Annotated in this window: 17 protein-coding genes; 4 read left to right on the forward strand and 13 right to left on the reverse strand. The window is 67.3% G+C overall.

The features are described 5' to 3' along the window. Window positions 1–59 precede the first annotated feature (59 nt). The 7 genes from ACPL7H_RS17225 to ACPL7H_RS17255 form a co-directional block, all read right to left on the reverse strand. Window positions 60–1,070 carry an LLM class flavin-dependent oxidoreductase gene (locus tag ACPL7H_RS17225; RefSeq protein WP_424798016.1) on the reverse strand — a complete coding sequence of 337 codons (1,011 nt, stop codon included), beginning with the start codon at window positions 1,068–1,070 and terminating at the stop codon, window positions 60–62. Next, window positions 1,067–1,471, reverse strand: a complete 405-nt coding sequence (locus tag ACPL7H_RS17230; RefSeq protein WP_424798017.1) for a TIGR04076 family protein — start codon at window positions 1,469–1,471, stop codon at window positions 1,067–1,069. Before ACPL7H_RS17230 ends, ACPL7H_RS17225 begins: the two co-directional genes overlap by 4 nt. Next, window positions 1,468–2,727: an amidohydrolase family protein gene (locus ACPL7H_RS17235; protein ID WP_424798018.1), complete on the reverse strand. Its 1,260-nt coding sequence runs from the start codon at window positions 2,725–2,727 to the stop codon at window positions 1,468–1,470. Before ACPL7H_RS17235 ends, ACPL7H_RS17230 begins: the two co-directional genes overlap by 4 nt. Window positions 2,728–2,929: 202 nt before the next feature. Further along, window positions 2,930–3,721, reverse strand: coding sequence for an inositol monophosphatase family protein (locus tag ACPL7H_RS17240; protein ID WP_424798019.1), 792 nt, complete (start codon window positions 3,719–3,721; stop codon window positions 2,930–2,932). Window positions 3,722–3,795: 74 nt separating this feature from the next. Further along, window positions 3,796–5,457 (reverse strand): ABC transporter permease, encoded by a 1,662-nt coding sequence (locus tag ACPL7H_RS17245; protein WP_424798020.1) that lies wholly within the window; start codon window positions 5,455–5,457, stop codon window positions 3,796–3,798. Continuing rightward, complete coding sequence (locus tag ACPL7H_RS17250) at window positions 5,454–6,551, reverse strand: ABC transporter ATP-binding protein (protein WP_424798021.1); 1,098 nt, start codon at window positions 6,549–6,551, stop codon at window positions 5,454–5,456. The genes ACPL7H_RS17245 and ACPL7H_RS17250 overlap by 4 nt, the downstream gene beginning before the upstream one ends. 87 nt (window positions 6,552–6,638) lie before the next feature. Further along, complete coding sequence (locus ACPL7H_RS17255; protein WP_424798022.1) at window positions 6,639–7,661, reverse strand: extracellular solute-binding protein; 1,023 nt, start codon at window positions 7,659–7,661, stop codon at window positions 6,639–6,641. A 209-nt stretch (window positions 7,662–7,870) separates the two neighbouring features. On the opposite strand from ACPL7H_RS17255, the gene ACPL7H_RS17260 reads away from it, so the two are divergent. The 3 genes from ACPL7H_RS17260 (at window position 7,871) to ACPL7H_RS17270 (ending at window position 11,945) form a co-directional block, all read left to right on the forward strand. Continuing rightward, window positions 7,871–8,611: a GntR family transcriptional regulator gene (locus ACPL7H_RS17260; protein ID WP_424798023.1), complete on the forward strand. Its 741-nt coding sequence runs from the start codon at window positions 7,871–7,873 to the stop codon at window positions 8,609–8,611. Between the two features lie 196 nt (window positions 8,612–8,807). Then, window positions 8,808–10,451, forward strand: a complete 1,644-nt coding sequence (locus ACPL7H_RS17265) for a DNA repair helicase XPB (protein ID WP_424798024.1) — start codon at window positions 8,808–8,810, stop codon at window positions 10,449–10,451. 84 nt (window positions 10,452–10,535) lie between these two features. Continuing rightward, window positions 10,536–11,945, forward strand: coding sequence for a sugar porter family MFS transporter (locus ACPL7H_RS17270; protein ID WP_424789068.1), 1,410 nt, complete (start codon window positions 10,536–10,538; stop codon window positions 11,943–11,945). 9 nt (window positions 11,946–11,954) lie between these two features. On the opposite strand, the gene ACPL7H_RS17275 is transcribed toward ACPL7H_RS17270, so the two are convergent. The 6 genes from ACPL7H_RS17275 to ACPL7H_RS17300 form a co-directional block, all read right to left on the reverse strand. Further along, window positions 11,955–13,028 (reverse strand): LacI family DNA-binding transcriptional regulator, encoded by a 1,074-nt coding sequence (locus tag ACPL7H_RS17275; RefSeq protein WP_424798025.1) that lies wholly within the window; start codon window positions 13,026–13,028, stop codon window positions 11,955–11,957. Window positions 13,029–13,075: 47 nt separating this feature from the next. Then, on the reverse strand, window positions 13,076–14,020 hold the full coding sequence (locus ACPL7H_RS17280; protein WP_424798026.1) for a ribokinase: 945 nt from the start codon (window positions 14,018–14,020) through the stop codon (window positions 13,076–13,078). Further along, complete coding sequence (locus ACPL7H_RS17285) at window positions 14,017–14,874, reverse strand: carbohydrate ABC transporter permease (protein ID WP_424798027.1); 858 nt, start codon at window positions 14,872–14,874, stop codon at window positions 14,017–14,019. Before ACPL7H_RS17285 ends, ACPL7H_RS17280 begins: the two co-directional genes overlap by 4 nt. After that, window positions 14,871–15,845 (reverse strand): carbohydrate ABC transporter permease, encoded by a 975-nt coding sequence (locus ACPL7H_RS17290; protein ID WP_424789064.1) that lies wholly within the window; start codon window positions 15,843–15,845, stop codon window positions 14,871–14,873. Before ACPL7H_RS17290 ends, ACPL7H_RS17285 begins: the two co-directional genes overlap by 4 nt. A gap of 20 nt (window positions 15,846–15,865) precedes the next feature. Then, a complete protein-coding gene (locus ACPL7H_RS17295) occupies window positions 15,866–17,182 on the reverse strand; it encodes an ABC transporter substrate-binding protein (RefSeq protein ID WP_424798028.1) in 1,317 nt (438 codons plus the stop codon). An 86-nt stretch (window positions 17,183–17,268) separates the two neighbouring features. After that, complete coding sequence (locus ACPL7H_RS17300; RefSeq protein WP_424798029.1) at window positions 17,269–18,219, reverse strand: nucleoside hydrolase; 951 nt, start codon at window positions 18,217–18,219, stop codon at window positions 17,269–17,271. Between the two features lie 258 nt (window positions 18,220–18,477). Here ACPL7H_RS17300 and ACPL7H_RS17305 point away from each other — a divergent pair, with 258 nt between their 5' ends. Continuing rightward, window positions 18,478–19,347 carry an amidohydrolase family protein gene (locus tag ACPL7H_RS17305; protein ID WP_424798030.1) on the forward strand — a complete coding sequence of 290 codons (870 nt, stop codon included), beginning with the start codon at window positions 18,478–18,480 and terminating at the stop codon, window positions 19,345–19,347. The last annotated feature ends 32 nt before the right edge of the window (window positions 19,348–19,379 follow it).

Here is a 19,379-nt window from a genome sequence, read left to right on the forward strand (position 1 = left end):
CTCACCATTCTCTTCGTCGATCATCATGAATTCGTCGCTCACCATGCAACCCGGGTAGTTCACACGCGGGCGAGTTCGCGGCGGACCATCGGCACCACCTCGCGCCCGAGCAGGTCGATCCCGCCCGGGCCGGTGAGACCGTGCGGGGTGCCGAACTCCACCCGGGAGGCCCCGGCGTCGATCAACTCCACGGTGCGGGCCGCCACCTGCTGCGGGGTGCCGCACAGGGCGAACTTCTCCAGCAGGTCAGCCGGCAGCAGGGCGCCGGCCTCGTCGTGCTTGCCCGCCTGCAGCAGGTCGTGCAGTCGCTGCAGCAACGCCGGGTCCACCTGCACCGTCCGGTCCAGGCCGGCCACCACGTCCACGTACATGGCCACCTCGCGACGGGCCAGCGCCCGGGCGGCCTCGCCGTCGTCGTCGACCACCGTGACGGCGCCGGCGACGATGCCCACCGCACCGGGGCCGCGACCGGCAGCGGTGGCGGAGTCATCGAGCCAGGTGCGCATCAGGGCGACCATGTCCGGGTTGACCGAGCCACCGATCTTGACCTCCTGGGCCACTTCGCCGGCAAGGGCGGCGCCGCGCGGGCCCCAGACTCCCAGCAGGACGTCCACGTCGGTGGCGGCCGGTTCGTACTGCAGTCGCTGGCCGGCCGGCAGGGAGTACACGGCGCCGGTGTAGCCGCTGTCATCACCGGAGAGCAGCCGGCGCACGATGGTGATGGTGTCCCGCAGCGCCGCCAGCGGGCGCGGCGTGGGCACGCCGGCCTCGCTCAGCCAGGCGCCCCGGACCAGACCCAGGTAGGCGTTGCCGGCGGCCGCATCGAGCAGCGTCGCCGTCTGTCCGGCGATCTCCAGGGGGTGGGTCAGGTAGGGGTTCATGCAGGCCGCGCCCAGCCGCAGGCCGGGGGCCTGGGCCGCCGCGGTGAGCAGCGCGGGCAGCGGTGGCTGGAACCCCAGGTCGGCATAGACGGATAGTCCATCGAAGCCGAGGTCGCGCACCTGGGTGGCCAGGGCCCGGTAGGCGGCGATGGTCTTGTCCGTCTGCAGGGCCACGGTCAGGGCGCTCACGTAAGTTCCTCCGTGGGGATGCTGGAGTGGCCGATGCGCTCGATGCGCATGATGAGACGTTCGTCGGGGTCGGGGCAGGCGACCAGGGAGTCCGAGGCGAGCCAGTCGCCGTCCCGCAGGGCCCGTTGCTTGGCCGGCAGCAGGGGCAGCACGGAGGCCAGGGCGTACATGCAGAAGTGCCGACCCTCGGGGATGCGCAACTGGGAGGAGCGGGTGATCTCCACGTAGTCACCGGGGGCGAGCCCGCACACCGAGCGTCCCTCGATGCGGTCGACGACGACGCGCAGGTCGGCGGTTTCGGTGCGGGGGGCGTCCGGGTCGGGTGGGGGGTGGGCGGACGGGTCCTGGTCGGCCGGGTTCTGGTCGGCTGCGTTGGGCTCGTACGCGTTCTGGTCGGTCATGGTGCCGTCCTGGTGGGTGCTGCGGGCCTGCTGAGCGGGCGGAGGAGGCCGCGGTCATCGCGGACGGGCCGGCCGGCCTGGATGACGGCGTGCATCCCCCGCAGCGCCGAGACGTCCCGGGCGGGGTCCTCATCCAGGAGGATCAGGTCGGCCGCGGCGCCGGGGGCGACCTGTCCGATGGCCCCTTCGACGTCGAGCCACTCCGCGGCCCAGGACGTCGCCGAGCGCAGCACGTCCACATCCGCCATACCGGCCTCGGCCATGAACTCCATCTCCCGCACGGTGGCGCTGGTGCCGTCGTAGTCGGCCTGGGGTGGCATGTCGGTGCCCATCGCGATGCGGACGCCGGCGGCCAGGGCGTGCTGCAGGCTCTCCCAGTGCCGCGGCCCGGCGGCCAGGGCGCGTGCGCGCATCCACTCCGGCACGCCGTTGTCGATGAAGAACTGCTCGCAGCGGCTCACGGTGATGGTGGGCACGTACCAGCAGCCGTGCCGGGCCATCAACTCGCACACCTCGGGCGTGAGTTCGTACCCGTGCTCCACACAGTCCAGGCCGAGTTCGACCGCGCGCGCGATCACCGCGGCGGTGCCGGCGTGGGCGGTCACCTTGCGGCCCCAGTCGTGGGCGGTGGTGATGACGGCGGTCATCTCCTCATCGGTCAGTTGCGGGGTGTCGATGGCTTCGTGCTCGCCGGCGATGCCGCCGGTGAGGCAGACCTTGATCAGGTCCGCACCGGCCCGCAACTGCTCGCGGGTGGTGCGGCGGAACCCGTCGGCGCCATCGGCCTCGAGCCCGTCGGCGTCGTGGCCGTGCCCGCCGGTGCAGCACAGCGCGTGCCCGGCCGTGTAGATGCGCGGGCCCGGCACGGTGCCGGTGGCGATGGCCTCGCGCAGGGAGAAGTCGAGGTAGTCCTTCTCACCGACCAGGCGCACCGTGGTGACACCTGCCTGCAAGGTGGCGGCGGCGTTGCCGGCCATGAGCAGTGCGCGGGCGGCGTCGTCGGAGGATTTCGCCAGTTCCTGCATCGGACCCGGCAGCGCCAGGCCGAGGTGCACGTGCATGTTGATCAGCCCGGGCAGGACCACTGCGCCGTCGGCGTCCACCACGGCCGCGCCGTCGGGACGGTCGATGCTGCCGGCTGGTCCCACGGCATCGATGCGCCCGTGGGCTCCGAGATGGATCTCCTGGCCGGTGCGACTGGTCGCGTCGATACCGTCCCAGAGCGTCAGGTTGGTCAGCACCGCGGGAGCGTTCATCGTGCGCACCCGCCTCCCACGCCGGCACGAGGCCGGCGACGCCGGTCGCCCCGGGGGCATTCGCTCGGCACGTCGTCTCCTCTTCCCGGCCCCGGGTTGCGCTGGACAGCGGCGGGCAGGGCCTGCCGGACATTCGACCACAACCCCACCCCGCTGTACATTTCCCGGCCGGTCCCTTCCAAGCGGCCAGCCGGCGCGGGGGTCACGAGGAGGAGTAACTGCGCACCGGATCCGCGAGACTGTGGCGGATCGACGATCGGCTCACATCGAAGTCAGGCCCGTGGGCGATGTAACGCGGGGCATACCACGATGGATCTCCCGCGGACGCCGGTGAGCGAGTGATCCGCCCCTGCGCCGAGGTCACCAGGAGGAAGCCTGCCGCCACGTCCCACGGCTTCGCGATGAGTTCACTGGTGACGTCAGCGCGGCCCGCGGCGACGTAGGCCAGTCCCAGTGCTGCCGAGCCGAGCCGGCGCACGGTGCGAAAGGAAGCGAGCGCCAACTCGTAGTCAGCCAATTCACTTCGATCGACAACGCCGCCTTCATACGGCCAAGAACTGATCAGCAGGGCGTCACGATCCCGAGTGGTCAAGGTGGCCCGCACCGGGTTCCCGTTCAGCAGGCTCGAGGTACCGGTCGCGGAAAAGGTCTCTTCCCGTTCTGGGTCATGCACCACCCCGGCCACGACCCGGTCCGAGATGGTCAGGGCCAGGCTCACGCAATAGAACGGGACTCCGGAAGCGAAGTTGCTGGTGCCATCGATCGGGTCGATGTAGCACACAACCTCACCGACTCCGCCGCTGACCCCGTCCTCCTCCCCAACGATTCGCACGCCTGGCAGGGCGGCCTCCATGCGCCGCCGGATCTTCTTCTCCACGATTCGATCGTGCACTGTGACCAGGTCACTAGGGCCGTTCTTGACCTCCACATCCACGGGAGTACCGAACACACTTCGCAGATAGTCACCGGCCTCGCTTGCGATCTCGGTGAGCACCTCAACGAGGCGGAACGGGTCCGAAGTGCTGAGAGGTGGTTCGGATGGATCTGTTAGGTCCCGTGCCGAGTTCCTCACACCAGGAACTCCTCGTCTTTACCCATGAATTTGAAGAGCAACACGATCGGCACCAAGCTGACCACGATGAGCACCGTGCCCACCACTGAGGCGCTGGCGAAGTTGCCCTGCAGGACCTGCGCGAACACCTCCACCGGCATCGTGCGGGTAGCCCCGGAATACAGGATCACCGTGGAGTTGAATTCCCGCACCACCGTGGCGAAGGTGAGCAGAGCTCCGGACATCACCGCCGGCGCGACCATCGGTACGGTGACCTTCCAGAACGTCTTCGCCGGAGCCACGCCCAGGTTGACCGAGGCCTCCTCGGTCTGGGTACCGATCTGGCTCAGCATGCCCGAGATCGATCTGATCGAGTACGGCAACCGCCGAATGAAGTAGGCCAGGATCAAGATCGTCGCGGTGCCGGCCAGGAAGAAGGGGGAACCCCCAAAGGTTACGCTCAGTGCGATACCGAGGACCACCCCGGCGACGGCGTAGGGAACCATGGAGAAGAAGTCCAAGGCGCCGACCAACTTGTTCCGGCGCCTGGCGACGACGTAAGCGATCAGGCCTCCGGCGACCACGCAGAGCACCGTGGCGATGCTGGAGAAGACCAGAGTGTTGACCAGTGATCGTGGCAGCCGAACCGCGCTGGCGTAGTTCTCGAAGGTGAGGGACGCAGTGAGCAAGGGGCCCCTGGTCTGGAGGAACGAGGAGACCACGATGGTCAGCAGTGGCAAGCACGCGGCGAGGACGACCGTGTACACGTAGGCCGTGGCCAGGGCGCGACGCCATCCGGTGAGCCTGCGCGGCTGCAGAGGGCGAACGGTCTCCTGGCCAAAGGAGCGTCGACGGGCGTACCAGCGCTGCAGCACCAGAGCCCCGATCGTCACCACCAGCATGATCAGCGACAGAGCGCTGGCCACGGCGGGATTCCCGCCGTGCTCGTTGATGAACTCGGTGTAGATGAGGGAGGCCAAGACCCGATAGTTCTCTCCGACGATCATCGGTGTGCCGAAGTCAGAGAAGGAGGTCACGAAGACCAGGAGAGCACCTGTGGAGATCGCCGGGACGATGAGCGGCAGTATTGCGCTGAACACCACGCGCAATGGCCGGTAGCCGAGGTTGGTGGCGGCATCTTCAATACTCTGATCGACGGTCTTCAAGCCCGCACTGACCATGAGGAAGATGAACGGCATCGCTTGCAGGGTGAAGACCAGGATGATGCCGCGCATCCCGTAGATGGTGGGCATGTTGATCCCAAGGGACGCGAGCCCCCCGGTGATCACGCCGTTGCGCCCCAAGAGCAGGATCCAGGCATACGCGCCGATGAAGGGCGGAGAGACGAAGGTGAGCACGATCGCGGCACGCACGAGGAGTTTGCCTGGAATATTGAAACGGGTGACCAAATAGGCCAGCGGTGTCCCGACGATGGTGGCCAGGACCGTCGCAACGGTACTGACGACGAGGCTGTTGATCAGGGTCTCGTAGTAGTAGCCGTACCGGAAGAAGTCCAGGTAGGTCTGCAGAACCGTGTCACCAGGAACGTCGGTCATCGAGGACAGGATCATTCGACCCAGGGGGATGATCAGCAAGCCGATGAACAGGATCAACCCACCGATGGTGACGCTTGACCAGAACGTCAGCCGACCGCGAAGCGGGGACGCTACTGCGCTCATAGTTCGGCCTTCTCGTCGCTCCCGGGAAAGGTCAGCACACGGCTGGGGTCGATGTGAAACATGACATCGTCGCCGACGTTGACCTTGCCCAGTCCGTGGGCGTAGCGCTGAATCATGACAGGTCGTTCGACGCCGCAATCAACCATGAACTGCACCGAGGCACCGAGGTAGGAGCGTGAGACGATCGTGCCGCGCAAGCCGTTGGCTCCGTGCTGTGCCTGGACGATCTGCATGTCGTGCGGGCGCATTCCGACCCAGACCGGGCCCGTCAACGCCTCATCGGCGACGGCGAGGGACGAGCCGTTCGTTAGTTTCACCACGGACTGACCGTCTACATGTTCGGCCACCCCCCGGAGGAAAGTGCCCTCCCCGATGAACTCGGCAACCCCGCGCGAGGCAGGGGCGTCGTAGATTTCATCCGGGGTGCCAACCTGCATCACTTTGCCGGCACTCATCACCGCGATCCGGTCGGACAGGGTGAGAGCTTCCTCCTGGTCGTGAGTGACGTAGATCGTGGTGATGCCCAGGTCCTCCTGCAGGCGACGCAGATCGTTGCGTAGGCGCACGCGCAGTTTCGCATCCAGGTTCGCCAGCGGCTCGTCCATGAGCAAGACACTCGGGCGGATGGCTATCGCGCGGGCGATGACCACCCGCTGCTGCTGACCACCGGAGAGTTGCTTGGGTTGGCGTTCCTCATAGCCGGTGAGGTCCACCATCGACAACGCCTCGCGGATCCGCTCATCGGCCTCAGTTCCCACGATTTTGCGGGGCTTGAGGCCGTAGGCCACGTTGTCCCAGACATTCAGGTGTGGGAACACGGCGTAGTTCTGGAAGACCATACCGGTGTCGCGTCGATGCGCCGGAATGGCGTCGACGACCTTTCCGGCCAGTTCGATGCTTCCCCGGGTTTGGCGGTTGAAACCTGCAATGGCGCGCAGCAGGGTTGTTTTCCCACAACCTGATGGACCCAGCAGCGTGAAGAACTCTCCGCTACGGATCTTCAGGTCAACTTGGGACACAGCGACGACATCGCCGAATTTGATGGTGACATCACTAAGTTCGACGCCAGCGGCGTCGGTGGTGCGTGCGGACACGATGGGCTCCTGGTGGACGGGGGCGGCCCTACGCACTGCCACAAGCACGCGCGCAGGGCCGATCCCACTAAGTGGGTCGTGGGAAGGTCAGCCGGCCTCGATCATGATGCGACGCCATTGCTCGAGGTTGTCGTCCTGGTTCTCCTCGGCATCGGCGCTGGCGTAGTCGAGAACATTGAGTTCGTCGGCAGCCGGCATCTCCTCGGGTAGGTCTACCTCGGTGTGGGTGGGCCGACGCCCCGGGAAGTCGTCCACCAAGGCCTGCTGCTGCTCGGCCGAGAGGACGAAGTCGGCAAATGCTCTCGCGTTGTCCGGGTTCGGTCCGTCAGCGATCTGGAACAGACCGCCAGGCAGGAGCACCACACCGTCCTCCGGGTAGACGATCTCGACGTTCCCACTCTCCAACCATCGGTACGCGCCCTCTTCGTAGGCGACGGCAATCTCCGACTCACCCTGCCCCACGGCTGTGAACGGGGCACTGGAACTGTCATCGATGACGAAGTTGCCCGCGAGATCCTCGACGAAGTCCCAGTCATAGGCGATCAACCAGTTGACCAGCGCCGCGTAGGAGGAGCTGGACGAGGCCGGGTTCGCGAACCGGACCTTCCCTTGCCACTGCGGGTCGGTCAGGTCTGCCCAACTCGTCGGAGCATCAGCAGGATCCACAAGGTCGGTGTTATAGACGATCACCATCGCAAACGCATCCGAGGGGGCGTTGAAACCAGCCGGATCGATGTAGGCCTCATCGATGGCGTCGAGGACCTCGGAGTCGTAAGGCGTGAACAACTCGGGTGAGGAACCCCCTGTCGTAGAACTGCCGCCCCACATGATGTCTCCCTGGGGCCGCTCGGCCTCCGCCTGGATCCGCCCGAGCAGATCACCGGTACCACCAGTGATCAGGTCGACCTCGATGCCGGGGTTCTCATCTTGGAATGCGGCCACGAAGTGGTCGACCATCTCCGTGGGGTGGGACGCGTAGATGACTAGTTGGTCCGTGCCTCCGGCGCCCTCCTGTTCATCGGCACCATTGCTGCCGGCGGAGTCTCCATTGCAAGCAGCCAGGACGAGCGCGACGGCTGCCAGCGCCGGCACCAGTGTGATCCTCTTCATTTCTCAACTCTTCCGCGTCGAAGTGTCTCGTGGAGACAACATGTAAGTTGGCAGTTGTCAGTCAACTGATGCCTGCACATTACGGTGGCATTTGTGGCAATGTCAACGCGATGACAGGGACCGAGTAAAGGCGCATCAGACTCGCGACCCGGACCCAACGAGGCGCTACATACTGTGCTCAGGCGCACAACCACCGTCAGGATGGAGCCATGGCAGATACATCGCGATCACTCACGAATGACGAGCCGCTCCACGTGCGCATGATGCGCAGTTTGAAGGAGCGGCTGGAAAGCGGGGAGTGGGCCACGGCGGACCAGTTGCCCACCGAGGGGGACCTGGGCGCCACCTACGGCGTATCCCGATCCACCGTTCGAATGGCGCTGAAACTTCTGGAGTCCCAGGGCTTGGTCCACACCCGGCGCGGCTCGGGGACCTTCGTAACGGCGCTGGGCTCCCGCGTCAGTGCCGGCTTGCAGGAACTGCGTTCGACTACGGAGACGATCCGCCAGCAAGGGTTCGAGTCAGGAGCCACGTGCCGTACGGCGGAGAAGCGGGGCGTCACGCCCGAAGCAGCCGACAGCCTCGGGATCGACCCAGACAGCGAAGTTCTGTACCTTGAGCGCTCATTCCAGGCCGATCACCGCACTGTCGCCTATTGCTACGAGGAGATTATCGACGGGATCTTCCCTGGCCCCTACCAGCCGACTCAGTTCGACGGGTCTCTCTTCGAGTTGCTGCGCTCCCGTGGCATCAACACCCCGGCCTATGCCTCCACGGCCATCCATGCCGTCCACGACGAGGGCATCGCGTGGGGTGAGGACCCTCCTGCACAGCCCTTGTATCTGCTGCTGCGGCAGGCGCACTTCGACCGCGAGGGCGCTCCGGTGATCTATTCGCGCAACTACTTCGTCGAGGGGGCCTTCCACTTCTCGGTGCTGCGGGTGTCGTGACCGTCCGATTCCGCAGTCGCGATCTGCGCGCCCGAGGCGCGTTCCAGGAGTGGGGCGGAGTCGAACTCGAGGTACCGCGATCGCGCCCGGCGGCGCCCCGAGAAGCCCATCCCCCGGTGAGAGATCACGCACACGTCCCCCGCCGTCGTCGGACCCTGATTGCGAACTGAACCCATCGGTGGGTGACAATGGTCCGATGACCGGCGGACCCCTCATCGTGCAATCGGACAAGTCTCTTCTGCTCGAGGTCGACCACGAACAGTCCGCCGAGTGCCGGCGGGAGATCGCCCCGTTCGCTGAACTGGAGCGCGCCCCGGAGCACATCCACACCTACCGGCTCACCCCGCTGGGACTGTGGAACGCCCGCGCCGCCGGGCACGACGCCGAGCAGGTGGTCGACACCCTGCTGCGCTTCTCCCGCTACCCGGTGCCCCATCACCTGCTGGTGGACGTGGCCGAGACGATGTCGCGCTACGGGCGGCTGCAACTGATGCAGCACCCCGAACACGGTCTGGTGCTGCACGCCCTGGACAAACCGGTGCTGGAGGAGGTGACGCGGGCCAAGCGGACCCAGGGTCTGCTCGGCACCCGCATCGACGACGAGACCGTCGTGGTCCACCCCTCCGAGCGCGGGCACCTGAAGCAGGTGCTGGTGAAACTGGGCTGGCCGGCCGAGGACCTGGCCGGGTACGTCGACGGCGAGAAGCACGCCATCGAACTGGGCACCGGCGACTGGCAGTTGCGCCCCTACCAGGCCGAAGCGGTGGATACCTTCTGGCACGGCGGCAGCGGCGTCGTCGTGCTCCCGTGCGGAGCGGGCAAGACGATCGTGGGTGCGGCCTCAATGGCCCGCTCGGGCACCACGACGCTGATCCTGGTGACCAACACGGTGGCGGCACGGCAGTGGCGCGACGAACTGGTGGCGCGCACCTCCCTGACCGAGGAGGAGATCGGGGAGTACTCCGGGGCCCGCAAGGAGATCCGCCCGGTCACCATCGCCACCTACCAGGTGCTGACCACCAAGCGGAAGGGTGCCTACCCGCACCTGGAACTGCTGGACGCGCGCGACTGGGGCCTGATCGTCTATGACGAGGTGCACCTGTTGCCCGCCCCGATCTTCCGGATGACGGCGGACCTGCAGGCCCGGCGCCGGCTCGGGCTGACCGCCACCCTGGTGCGCGAGGACGGCCGGGAGGACGAGGTGTTCTCCCTGATCGGGCCCAAGCGTTACGACGCGCCGTGGAAGGACATCGAGGCCCAGGGCTACATCGCCCCGGCCGAGTGCATCGAGATCCGGCTGGACCTGTCCCAGCGCGACCGGATGGCCTACGCCATCGCCGAACCGGAGGACCGATACCGGCTGGCCGCCTCCGCGCCCGCCAAGACCGCGGTGGTGCGGGAGCTGCTGAAGAAGCACGACGGCGAGCAGACCTTGATCATCGGGCAGTACCTGGACCAGCTGGAAGAGTTGGCCGGGACGTTGGACGCGCCCCTGATCACCGGGGCCACCACGGTGCCGCAACGGCAGAAACTGTTCGAGGCCTTCCGGACCGGTGAGGTACCCACCCTGGTGGTGAGCAAGGTGGCCAACTTCTCCATCGACCTGCCCGAGGCGTCGGTGGCGATCCAGATCTCCGGGTCCTTCGGGTCCCGGCAGGAGGAGGCCCAGCGGCTGGGCCGGGTGATGCGCCCCAAGGCCGACGGCAAGACCGCTCACTTCTACGCCGTGGTCACCCGCGACACCGTGGACCAGGAGTTCGCCGCGCACCGCCAGCGGTTCCTGGCCGAGCAGGGCTATGCCTACCGGATCATCGACGCCGAGGACCTCACCGCGGCGTAGCGCAGCAGGCGTGCTCAGAACCTCGGCGAGCGCAGTCGTCCCTCCGCGGCTACTGTGACCGGACGAACCGGACGGGGAGGGCAGATGTCGACTGCGGAATCGACCGACTACCACACCGGCAAGGCGGTCCAACTCGCCACCGTGGCGGCGCTGGGCGGCTTCTTGTTCGGGTTCGACACCGCCGTGATCAACGGCGCGGTCAGCGCCATCGAGGCGCAGTTCGAGATGAGCCCGGGGCTGCTCGGCTTCACCGTGTCCTCGGCGTTGCTCGGGTGCATGGTGGGCGCCTACCTGGCCGGCCGGTTGGCGGACCGGATCGGGCGGGTGCGGGTGATGGTGATCGCCGCGGCCCTGTTCTTCCTGTCCGCGCTGGGCTCGGGCCTGGCGTTCGGCCCCGCGGACCTGATCGGCTGGCGGCTGCTGGGGGGCATGGGGATCGGCGCGGCGTCGGTGATCGCCCCGGCCTACATCGCCGAGATCGCCCCCGCCCCGATCCGCGGCCGCCTCGGCTCGCTGCAGCAGCTGGCCATCGTCACCGGCATCTTCGTGGCGCTGCTGTCCGACGCCTGGTTGGCTGCCACGGCCGGCGGCGCCGCCGAGGAACTGTGGTTCGGGCTGGAGGCCTGGCGGTGGATGTTCATCGTGGAGGTGGTGCCCGCGTTCGCCTACGGCGTGCTCGCCCTGACGATCCCGGAGTCGCCCCGGTTCCTGGTGGCGCGCGGGGATGAGAAGGACGCCCGCGGCGTGCTGCGCCAGGTGATGCGGGTCGGAGTCGATGAACGGATCAAGGAGATCACCCGCACGGTGGTGCGCGAGGAGCGAGCCACGTGGCGTGACCTGCTCAACCCCGGCGGGAGGAACCTGCTGCCGATCGTGTGGATCGGGATCGGCCTGTCGGTGTTCCAGCAGTTCGTCGGCATCAACGTGATCTTCTACTACTCCTCGGCGCTGTGGCAGTCGGTCGGCTTCACCGAGGCCGACGCCCTGACCCAGACCGTCATCACCTCCGTGACCAACATCGCCGTGACCATCGTGGCGATCGCGCTGATCGACAAGATCGGCCGGCGCCGGTTGCTGCTCATCGGATCCTTCGGGATGTCGGTGTCCCTGGGCGCGCTGGCGTTCCTGTTCGCGACCGCGCGGGTGGTGGAAGGCGCCGACGGCGAACTCGAGCCGGTGCTGGACGGTGGGGCCGGCGTAGCCGCCCTCATCGCGGCGAACCTGTTCGTGGTGTTCTTCGGGGCCACCTGGGGTCCCGCGGTGTGGGTGCTGCTGGGCGAGATGTTCAACAATGTGATCCGCGGGACCGCGCTCGGTCTGGCCGCCGCAGCCCAGTGGCTGGCGAACTTCGCGATCTCCACCTCATTCCCCGCGATGGCCGACCTGGGCCTCGGGTTCGCCTACGGCTTCTACACCACCTGTGCAGTGCTGTCGCTGCTGTTCGTGTGGAAGTTCGTCCCGGAGACCAAGGGCAAGGAACTGGAGGAGATGTAGGCCGGCCACCTACCGATGCTCTGCCGGCAGACCATCGGGCGCAGGCTCGGCCCGGTCGTCACAGCCGCAGCTGCGTCCGATCACCAGGGTGCCTTTGAACGTCTGGTGTGCCGGCTCCAGCGCCGGGTCAGCGATCCGGGCGAGCAGCACCTCGGTGGCCACGCGCGCGATCTCCTCGATCGGCTGGCGCACGCTGGTCAGTGGCGGGTTGGCGAATCGCGCCAGTTCGGTGCCGTCGAAACTGACGATCGCGACGTCCTGCGGCACCCGCAGGCCCAGTTCCTGACACGCCAGCAGCACACCGAAGGCCTGGACGTCCGAGGTCACGAACAGTGCCGTGGGCGCGGGCCTGCCGGAAGCACGACGACGGGACCCCGGACCGAGCAGGGCGTGCGCGGCGCCGTGACCACCGGCGGCGGAGAAGTCCCCGTGCTCCACCAGGGAGTCGAAGTCGTCGTCCCGGCCGTCCTGCTGTTGCCGCCAGCCCTGGATCCGTTCGGCCACCAACTTCTCCGTCGGCGGGCCCGCGATGCATCCGATGATCTCGTGACCGTGCTGCTGGAGATGTTCGGTCGCGAGCCGGGCACCATGGGTGTTCTCCACATGCAACCGGGAGAAGGCCGGGACCTCCATGGTCCCGACCCGATCGACCACCAGCACCGGAACCGAGTGCGGTCCCAGTTCCTCCATCGCGACGACCGATCCGGCGGAGGTCAGGATGACGCCGTCGACCTGCCGGTCGAGGAAGGAGCGCAGGTGGAGCAACTCGAGGTCGGAATCCTCATCGGTGACGGCCACGGACAGGGACTTTCCGCGAGCGGAGAACTCCCGCATGAGCGTGGCGGACAACTCCGCGAAGAACGGGTTGGTGGGGCTGGGCGTGAGCAGTCCGATGGAGTGGGTCGTCGCCGCGCGCAGTGCCGCCGCGATCCGGTTCGGCCGGTAGTCGAGTTCGGCGATGGCCGCCTCCACCCGCAACCTGGTCCTGGCCGACACCGGTCGGGGCCCTCCGTTCACCACGTAGGAGACCACGGCGGGGGACACCCCAGCGTGAGCGGCCACTTGGGCGCGCGTTACCGCCACCTGCACCTCCCCTTCCGCTCGTGCCCGACGCTACCAACACCGAGCCCTCAACGGACTCGCAGCGGGCTCAGGATCGGGGCCAGATCGGCCGCCGTCGGGTGGGAGGACTGGGCGCCCGGGCGGGTCACCGAGAAGGTTCCGGCCGCCACGCCCACCCGGACCGCGTCCGCCAGGTCGGCGCCACCGGCGAGGTGCACGGCGAGGGCACCGACGAACGCGTCGCCCGCACCGGTGGTGTCGACGACCTGCTCAACCCGTTCGGCTTCGACCGCGCCCGCGTCGTGAGCATCGGCCCAGACCGCGCCCTGCTCCCCCAGGGTGATGACCACCGACCGGCTCCGGTGGCGTAGCTCCTGGGCCGCCCGCAACGCCACCGGTACCGACCGCACCGGCTCACCGAGCAGTTCACTGGCTTCGGACTCGTTGAGCACCAGCGGATCGCACGTCGCCAGCAACTGCGCCGGCAGGTGGATGAACGGGGCCAGGTTCAGCACCGCCCTGAGTCCCTGTACGGCAGCGGCGTCGATCGCGGCGGCGATCACCTCCGGGTCGATCTCCGCCTGGAGGGTCAGCACGGCTCCGGGGGCCGATGCTCGGATCACCCGTCGCACCCGATCGGCCTTGATCGCGAAATTCGCTCCGGGCACCACGAGGATCGAGTTCTGCCCGAATCGGTCGACCGCGACGACCGCGAGCCCGGTGGCCTGGTCCCCGACAGTTTCCACATCGGAGATGTCGATGCCTTCACTTCGCAGCACGCGCAGCAGCATCGCGCCGTCGTCATCGTCGCCGACGCATCCGATGAACGAGACCCGGCCGCCCAGGCGGGCCGCGGCAACTGCCTGATTCGCCCCCTTCCCGCCGGGGGACTTGCGGAACTCCTCGGCGAGGACGGTCTGGCCCGGCACCGGCGAACGGTCCACCCGCATGAGGTAATCCACGTTCGCCGAGCCGACGACGACCACCTGCCGGGAGTGCGTCGATTGAGTCACTTCTCACCTGTGGTGAGCGAGAGGCCGCCGAAGAAGCGCTGCAACATGAACATCATCACCGCCGGGATCAGGGACAGCACCACCGCTCCTGCGAAGTTCTGCCCGTAGTCGAATGAATGTTCTCCGAAGGTTCGTGCGAGGGCGACCGGTGCCACCTGCAGCCGCGCCTCGGAGACCACCAGCAAGGGCCACAGGTAGGCGGTCCACTGTCCGAGGAAGATCAGTAAAGCCGAGTTCGCCAGGGCCACGCCACCGATCGGGACGTACACATTGGTCAGGATCCGGGCCTCCGAGGCACCATCCAGGGTGGCGGCCTCACGGTAGGAGTTCGGGATGCCCAGGAAGTACTGCCGCAGGTTGAAGATGGCCAGCCCGTTGCCGATGCCCGGCAGCACCAGACCCATGATGGTGTTGGTCAACCCCCATCCGGTGAACAACTGCGACAGGGGGATGGCGATCGCCTCGAACGGCACCATGAAACTGACGACGACGAACGCGAACGCCGCGCCCCGCCCGGGGAAGTTCAGCACCGCCAGGGCGTAGGCGGCGGTGGCGCTGAGCACCAGGCCGATGCCCACGGTCAGCAGGCACACCACCAGGGAGACGATCAGGGCCCGGCCGAACGGCCCGCTGAGCAGGTTCACGTAGTTGTCCAGGCTCACCGAACTGGGCACCAGGATGCGCCAACTCAGCGGTGAGACGGAACTGAAGATCTCCGAGCCGGGCCGCACCGACCCGACCACCAGCCACAGGCCGGGCAGGATGAAGATGGCCGACGCCGCCATGGCCGCCAGGGTCAGGATCGCGGACTTGCGCTCCAGGCGGCCGCGACGGCGACTGGCTACTGCGCTCATCGTTTGCTCCTCGCGGGTCGGTCCTCACGCAACAGCCGGAACTGCAGCGCGACGAAGACCAGCATCAACACGGTCAGGATCATCACCTCGGCGGCACCGAGGTTCTTGCTCGAGTAGGTGAACGTGGTCCGGTACGCGTTGAACATCAGCATCGTGGTGCTGTTCTCCGGACCACCGTTGGTGAGCATCTGGATCGGCACGAACAGGACGAAGTTGGCAACCGTGCACGCCACCAGGACGAACAGCAGCGGACGCTTCAGCAGCGGCAGCGTGATGGAGAAGAAGGTGCGGATCGGACCGGCCCGGTCCAGTTTCGCCGCCTCCATGTACTCCTCGGGGATCGCTTGCAGACCAGAGATGAGGAACAACATCCAGTAGCCGATGCCGATCCAGGAGATCACCACCATGATCGAGGCCATCGCCTGGGCGGGTGAGGTGAGGAACGGCTGGCGGTTCCCACCGAGGGCATCGATGATCGCGTTGATCGGTCCGTTCGGCCGCAGCCCGATGCCCCACACGATCGAGGACCCCACGACCGGGACCGTCGCGGGGATGAAGATGAGGGTGCGCCATAGCGCCGGCGCCGCGATCCGCCGGGTCACCAGCACCGCGACGGCCAGTGCCAAGGCCACCTGCAGCGGGTTGATGATGACGTTGAACACCAGCGTGCGGACCACGGTGTCGCGGAACATGTCATTGGAGAAGAGCGTGGCGTAGTTGGTCAGGCCGCTGAAGTCCGCCGGCTGCACGCCACCGGGGAAGCCCCGGTAGAGGCTGTCCACCGCTGCGCTGACGGTGGGTGCGATCCTCAGGGTGATGATCGTGAGGAGGGCCGGGGCCAGGAAGACCGCGACCCAGGCCAGTTCCTTGGCCCGGCGGCGTGAACGCTTGTGCTGGCCGGACCCGCCCGCACCCCGGCGCTGTGCCGGGGTGCGGGTGGGGCCGGTGGTGGACCGAGTAAGGGCAGTCATGAGCTTGGTCTGATCGCGCCCTACTCGTACTGTGCCCACGCGTTGGTCAACTCATCCTGAGCCGATTGCAGCGCAGTCTCCGGGTCCGTACCGGAGGCGATGTCGGAGAAGGCCCGGCCGAGGATCTCCTCGAACTCCACGAAGCCGACGGTCTGCAGACGCGGCACCGCGGTCTCGGCCGTCTCGTGGTCGATGATCGTCACGGCGTCCTGACCGGCGTCGGAGTCGAACACATCGCGTTGGAAGTAGTCCTCCTTGCCTTCCGGTGTGGAGGGAAGTTCCGGTGCCCCGAAGTTCACGGCGTACCCACCACCGTTGTCAGCCGACATCCACCGCATGAAGACGGCGGCGGCTTCCTTGTCATCACTGAACGGGCTCATCCCCAGGGACCACGAGCCGGTGGGGGTGACCGGCTCCCCGCCCTCGAAGTAGGGGTGCGGGGCCACGCCCCAGGTGAACTCGGCCTCGTCGAGTTGGGGAAGGAGCCACGGGCCCTGCACGAAGAAGGCGGTGTTGCCGGTGATGAACTCGGCGCTGGACTGCTCCGGGGTCACGCCCAGTGGGGACAGGTCCTCGGTGAACAACGACTGGTAGAACTCCATCGACTCCACCCAGGGCTCGGAGGTGATGTCCGGCTCGAGGCCGAGGTCGTCGGAGGCGCCGGCGGAGCCGCCCTTGGACTGCGGCAACGGCTGGATCTGGTAGTACCGGTGCACCTGGCCGAAGAGGAAGCCGTGCTCGGCCCCGCCGTCGACTGCCTGCTGGGCTCGATCGCGGATCTCTTCCCACGTGATCCGCTCGGAGATCTCACCCGAGGGCGCCTCGACACCGGCCTCGTCCAGCAGGTCGGCGTTGTAGTACAGCAACTGCGTGGAGTTCGCGATCGGCAACGACCACAGACTGCCGTCGAAGGAACTGGACTCCACCGGCGCGCTGTCGAATGTTCCGGTCAGGTCCGCGAACTGCTCGGTCAGGTCTTCCAGATAACCCCGGGAAGCCAGCGCCGCCACCCGCGGCTGGTCCGCCCAGTACACATCCGGATTTCCGTCCTGGTTCGCGATCCGCGCATCCAGCACCGAGTTCAACTGGTCGAACGGCACCGCTTCGTACTCCACGGTGATGTCTGGGTGGTCCTCGTGGAAGACTTCGATGACCGGTTCCATGAGTTCGGCGTCCTGGTGGCCCAGGACCTGGATCGTGGCAGTCGGATCCTCCTCCGGGATCGACCAGCCGTCACCGTCGCCGTCGCCGGTGGCGGTGGAGGAGTCGGAACATGCTGCGGTGAGAATCAGGGCCGCAGCCCCCGCGACGGCGGCAGCCGTGTGGATGCGTCGCATTTCGTGTGTCCTTTCGTGACAACGGTGTCGAGGCGAATCAAAAGTGCGCGTGGCGCGGTGGACCTGGTCGGGTGCGGCCGGGTCGGTCAGTAGGTGGCGATGCGGTCCAGGAAGTAGGTCATGAACTCCTCGACCCGCACCCCTACAGCCACCTGGGCGTTGGGGATCGGCGCGTCGGCGCGCTCCTGGAAGTCAGCGATGGCCACGCCGCGCCCGGCTTCTTCTGCGGTCAGGACGTTCACGTGGGCCGGCTGCCAATCCAACAGTTCGGGCCGGGACAGGGCCGCGACGGCGAGCGGATCGTGCATGGCGCAGGACTGGCCCGCACCTTCCTCACCAGGGTTGGCCTTCGCCAACCGGTCGAGCCATGCGACCGTGCACTCTCCGGCGAACGCGCCGAACTCACGGCCACTGTCAGCCATGGTCGCTGCGTCGTCCCGGGTGAGGCGCACCTGGGTCGTCACATCCAGCCCGATCAGGCGGATGGCCGCGCCGCTGTGCATCACCGCTCGGGCCGCGTGCGGATCGACCCACCAGTTGAACTCCCCCGGCATCCGCGCCGCCTGGGTGTGACCGCGGAACACCCCGCCCATCACCACGATCTCCTTGGCCGCGGTAGCGACCTCAGGTTCCATCGCGATCGCCAGGGCGATATTGGTCAGCGGTCCGATGGCTACCAGGGTGATCTCACCCGGTGACTCCAGCACCCGGCGCGCGATCTCGGCCGCGGCGAATCCGGGCGCGGCCTGGTGGTGGCCGAAGTTCTCCTTCACGCTCTCCGGCGCACCGCGAGCCTTCTCCGGCTCCATCATCGGCGCAGCGGCACCGCGCACCACCGGAATGTCCGGGCGCTTCAACCGCTGCAGCAGTTCGACGCTCAGCAGCGTGCCGGACTCGACGTCGATGTTCCCGTTGACGCTGGTGACCAGTTCGACGTCGAACACCTCATCGGCCATCAGCAGCGCCAGCGCGAAACCGTCGTCGATCTCTGATCCCGGGGCGCCCATCGCCATATCGGTATCAAGAATGATCCGCATTTAAGACCCCATTCAACTCGTGTTGCGTGGACTCTACACGTGTTGAATGGTGATCTCAACCACAACTTCGAAAAGTTGCGAGGCGAGGTTCGCCCCGGCCAGACCCGAGGCCAGGGCGCGCGGCTGAACCCGGGGCCGGACCGAGGCCAGTCGCGCGGCCAGGAACTCCAGCAGGGCCGCGGCCTGCTTGGTCTGAAAATCCTGGCGTCATCCACAACACTGAACGTGAACGGGAGACGACACCGGCGGAGGTCGAGCATGTTGCGGATTGATACTCACCACCACGTCTGGGATGAGGCCGTCCGTCCCCAGGAGTGGATGGACGACGCGACCAGAGACGTCATCGGTGGGCCCTATGACTTCGGCGACTGGCACGAGGCGGCGCGCGAGAGCGCGATCGACTTCGGGATCTTCGTCCAGACCGTGGCCCAGCCCGAGGAGACACCGGAGATCCTTGCCCTCGCGCCGAGCCAGGACGGGCTGGCCGGTGTGGTCGGGTGGATCGACGTCGACGGTGCACAGCCGCCCGGTGATCTTCTCGATGATCTGAGGCAGGGCCCCGGCGGCGATCACCTGATCGGGATCCGCGTGGCGGGCGAGTACGTGGCCGACCCGGACTGGCTCGCTCGCGATCCGGTACGTGCGGCCGCGAGCGCCCTGGCCGCACGGGACCTGAGCCTGGATCTGCTCACCGATGCCCGAATTCTGCCTGCGGCGACCCGCCTGGCCGCGGCGAGCCCGGAGGCCCGGATCGTGTTGGATCACCTGTCCAAACCCACGATGGCCCGTGCGGACTTCGATTCCTGGGCAGCCGACATCCGCGATCTTGCTCGTCATCCCAACGTCGCGTGCAAACTGTCCGGCTATCTCGTCTTCGACGATGAGCCGATGACGGCGCAGCGGCTGCGTCCCTACGCCGAGACCGTCCTGGAATCCTTCGGACCCGACCGGGTGATGTTCGGCAGCGACTGGCCCGTGTGCATCCTGGGTGGCGGATATCGCCGCGCGGTCGAGATCGCCGAGGACCTGCTCGCGCCACTGAGTGAGGGCGAGCGCGAACAGGTCTGGTCGGGTACCGCCCGGCGCTGGTATCCGGCGATCACCACTGTGGTGGATCGCTCCCGATGACCTCCGCTGCCCGCGCATCCCACCCCGGCCGG

Source organism: Pseudactinotalea sp. Z1732 (genome assembly GCF_049724975.1).
Classification (GTDB): domain Bacteria; phylum Actinomycetota; class Actinomycetes; order Actinomycetales; family Beutenbergiaceae; genus CALKWS01.

Excerpts from the sequence above, each read along its gene's own strand:
- ACPL7H_RS17255 (WP_424798022.1), bottom strand. The coding sequence starts at position 7,661 with ATGAAGAGGATCACACTGGTGCCGGCGCTGGCAGCCGTCGCGCTCGTC.
- ACPL7H_RS17265 (WP_424798024.1), top strand. The coding sequence starts at position 8,808 with ATGACCGGCGGACCCCTCATCGTGCAATCGGACAAGTCTCTTCTGCTC.
- ACPL7H_RS17230 (WP_424798017.1), bottom strand. The coding sequence starts at position 1,471 with ATGACCGACCAGAACGCGTACGAGCCCAACGCAGCCGACCAGAACCCG.
- ACPL7H_RS17285 (WP_424798027.1), bottom strand. The coding sequence starts at position 14,874 with ATGAGCGCAGTAGCCAGTCGCCGTCGCGGCCGCCTGGAGCGCAAGTCC.
- ACPL7H_RS17295 (WP_424798028.1), bottom strand. The coding sequence starts at position 17,182 with ATGCGACGCATCCACACGGCTGCCGCCGTCGCGGGGGCTGCGGCCCTG.
- ACPL7H_RS17245 (WP_424798020.1), bottom strand. The coding sequence starts at position 5,457 with ATGAGCGCAGTAGCGTCCCCGCTTCGCGGTCGGCTGACGTTCTGGTCA.
- ACPL7H_RS17260 (WP_424798023.1), top strand. The coding sequence starts at position 7,871 with ATGGCAGATACATCGCGATCACTCACGAATGACGAGCCGCTCCACGTG.
- ACPL7H_RS17270 (WP_424789068.1), top strand. The coding sequence starts at position 10,536 with ATGTCGACTGCGGAATCGACCGACTACCACACCGGCAAGGCGGTCCAA.
- ACPL7H_RS17235 (WP_424798018.1), bottom strand. The coding sequence starts at position 2,727 with ATGAACGCTCCCGCGGTGCTGACCAACCTGACGCTCTGGGACGGTATC.
- ACPL7H_RS17300 (WP_424798029.1), bottom strand. The coding sequence starts at position 18,219 with ATGCGGATCATTCTTGATACCGATATGGCGATGGGCGCCCCGGGATCA.
- ACPL7H_RS17290 (WP_424789064.1), bottom strand. The coding sequence starts at position 15,845 with ATGACTGCCCTTACTCGGTCCACCACCGGCCCCACCCGCACCCCGGCA.
- ACPL7H_RS17305 (WP_424798030.1), top strand. The coding sequence starts at position 18,478 with ATGTTGCGGATTGATACTCACCACCACGTCTGGGATGAGGCCGTCCGT.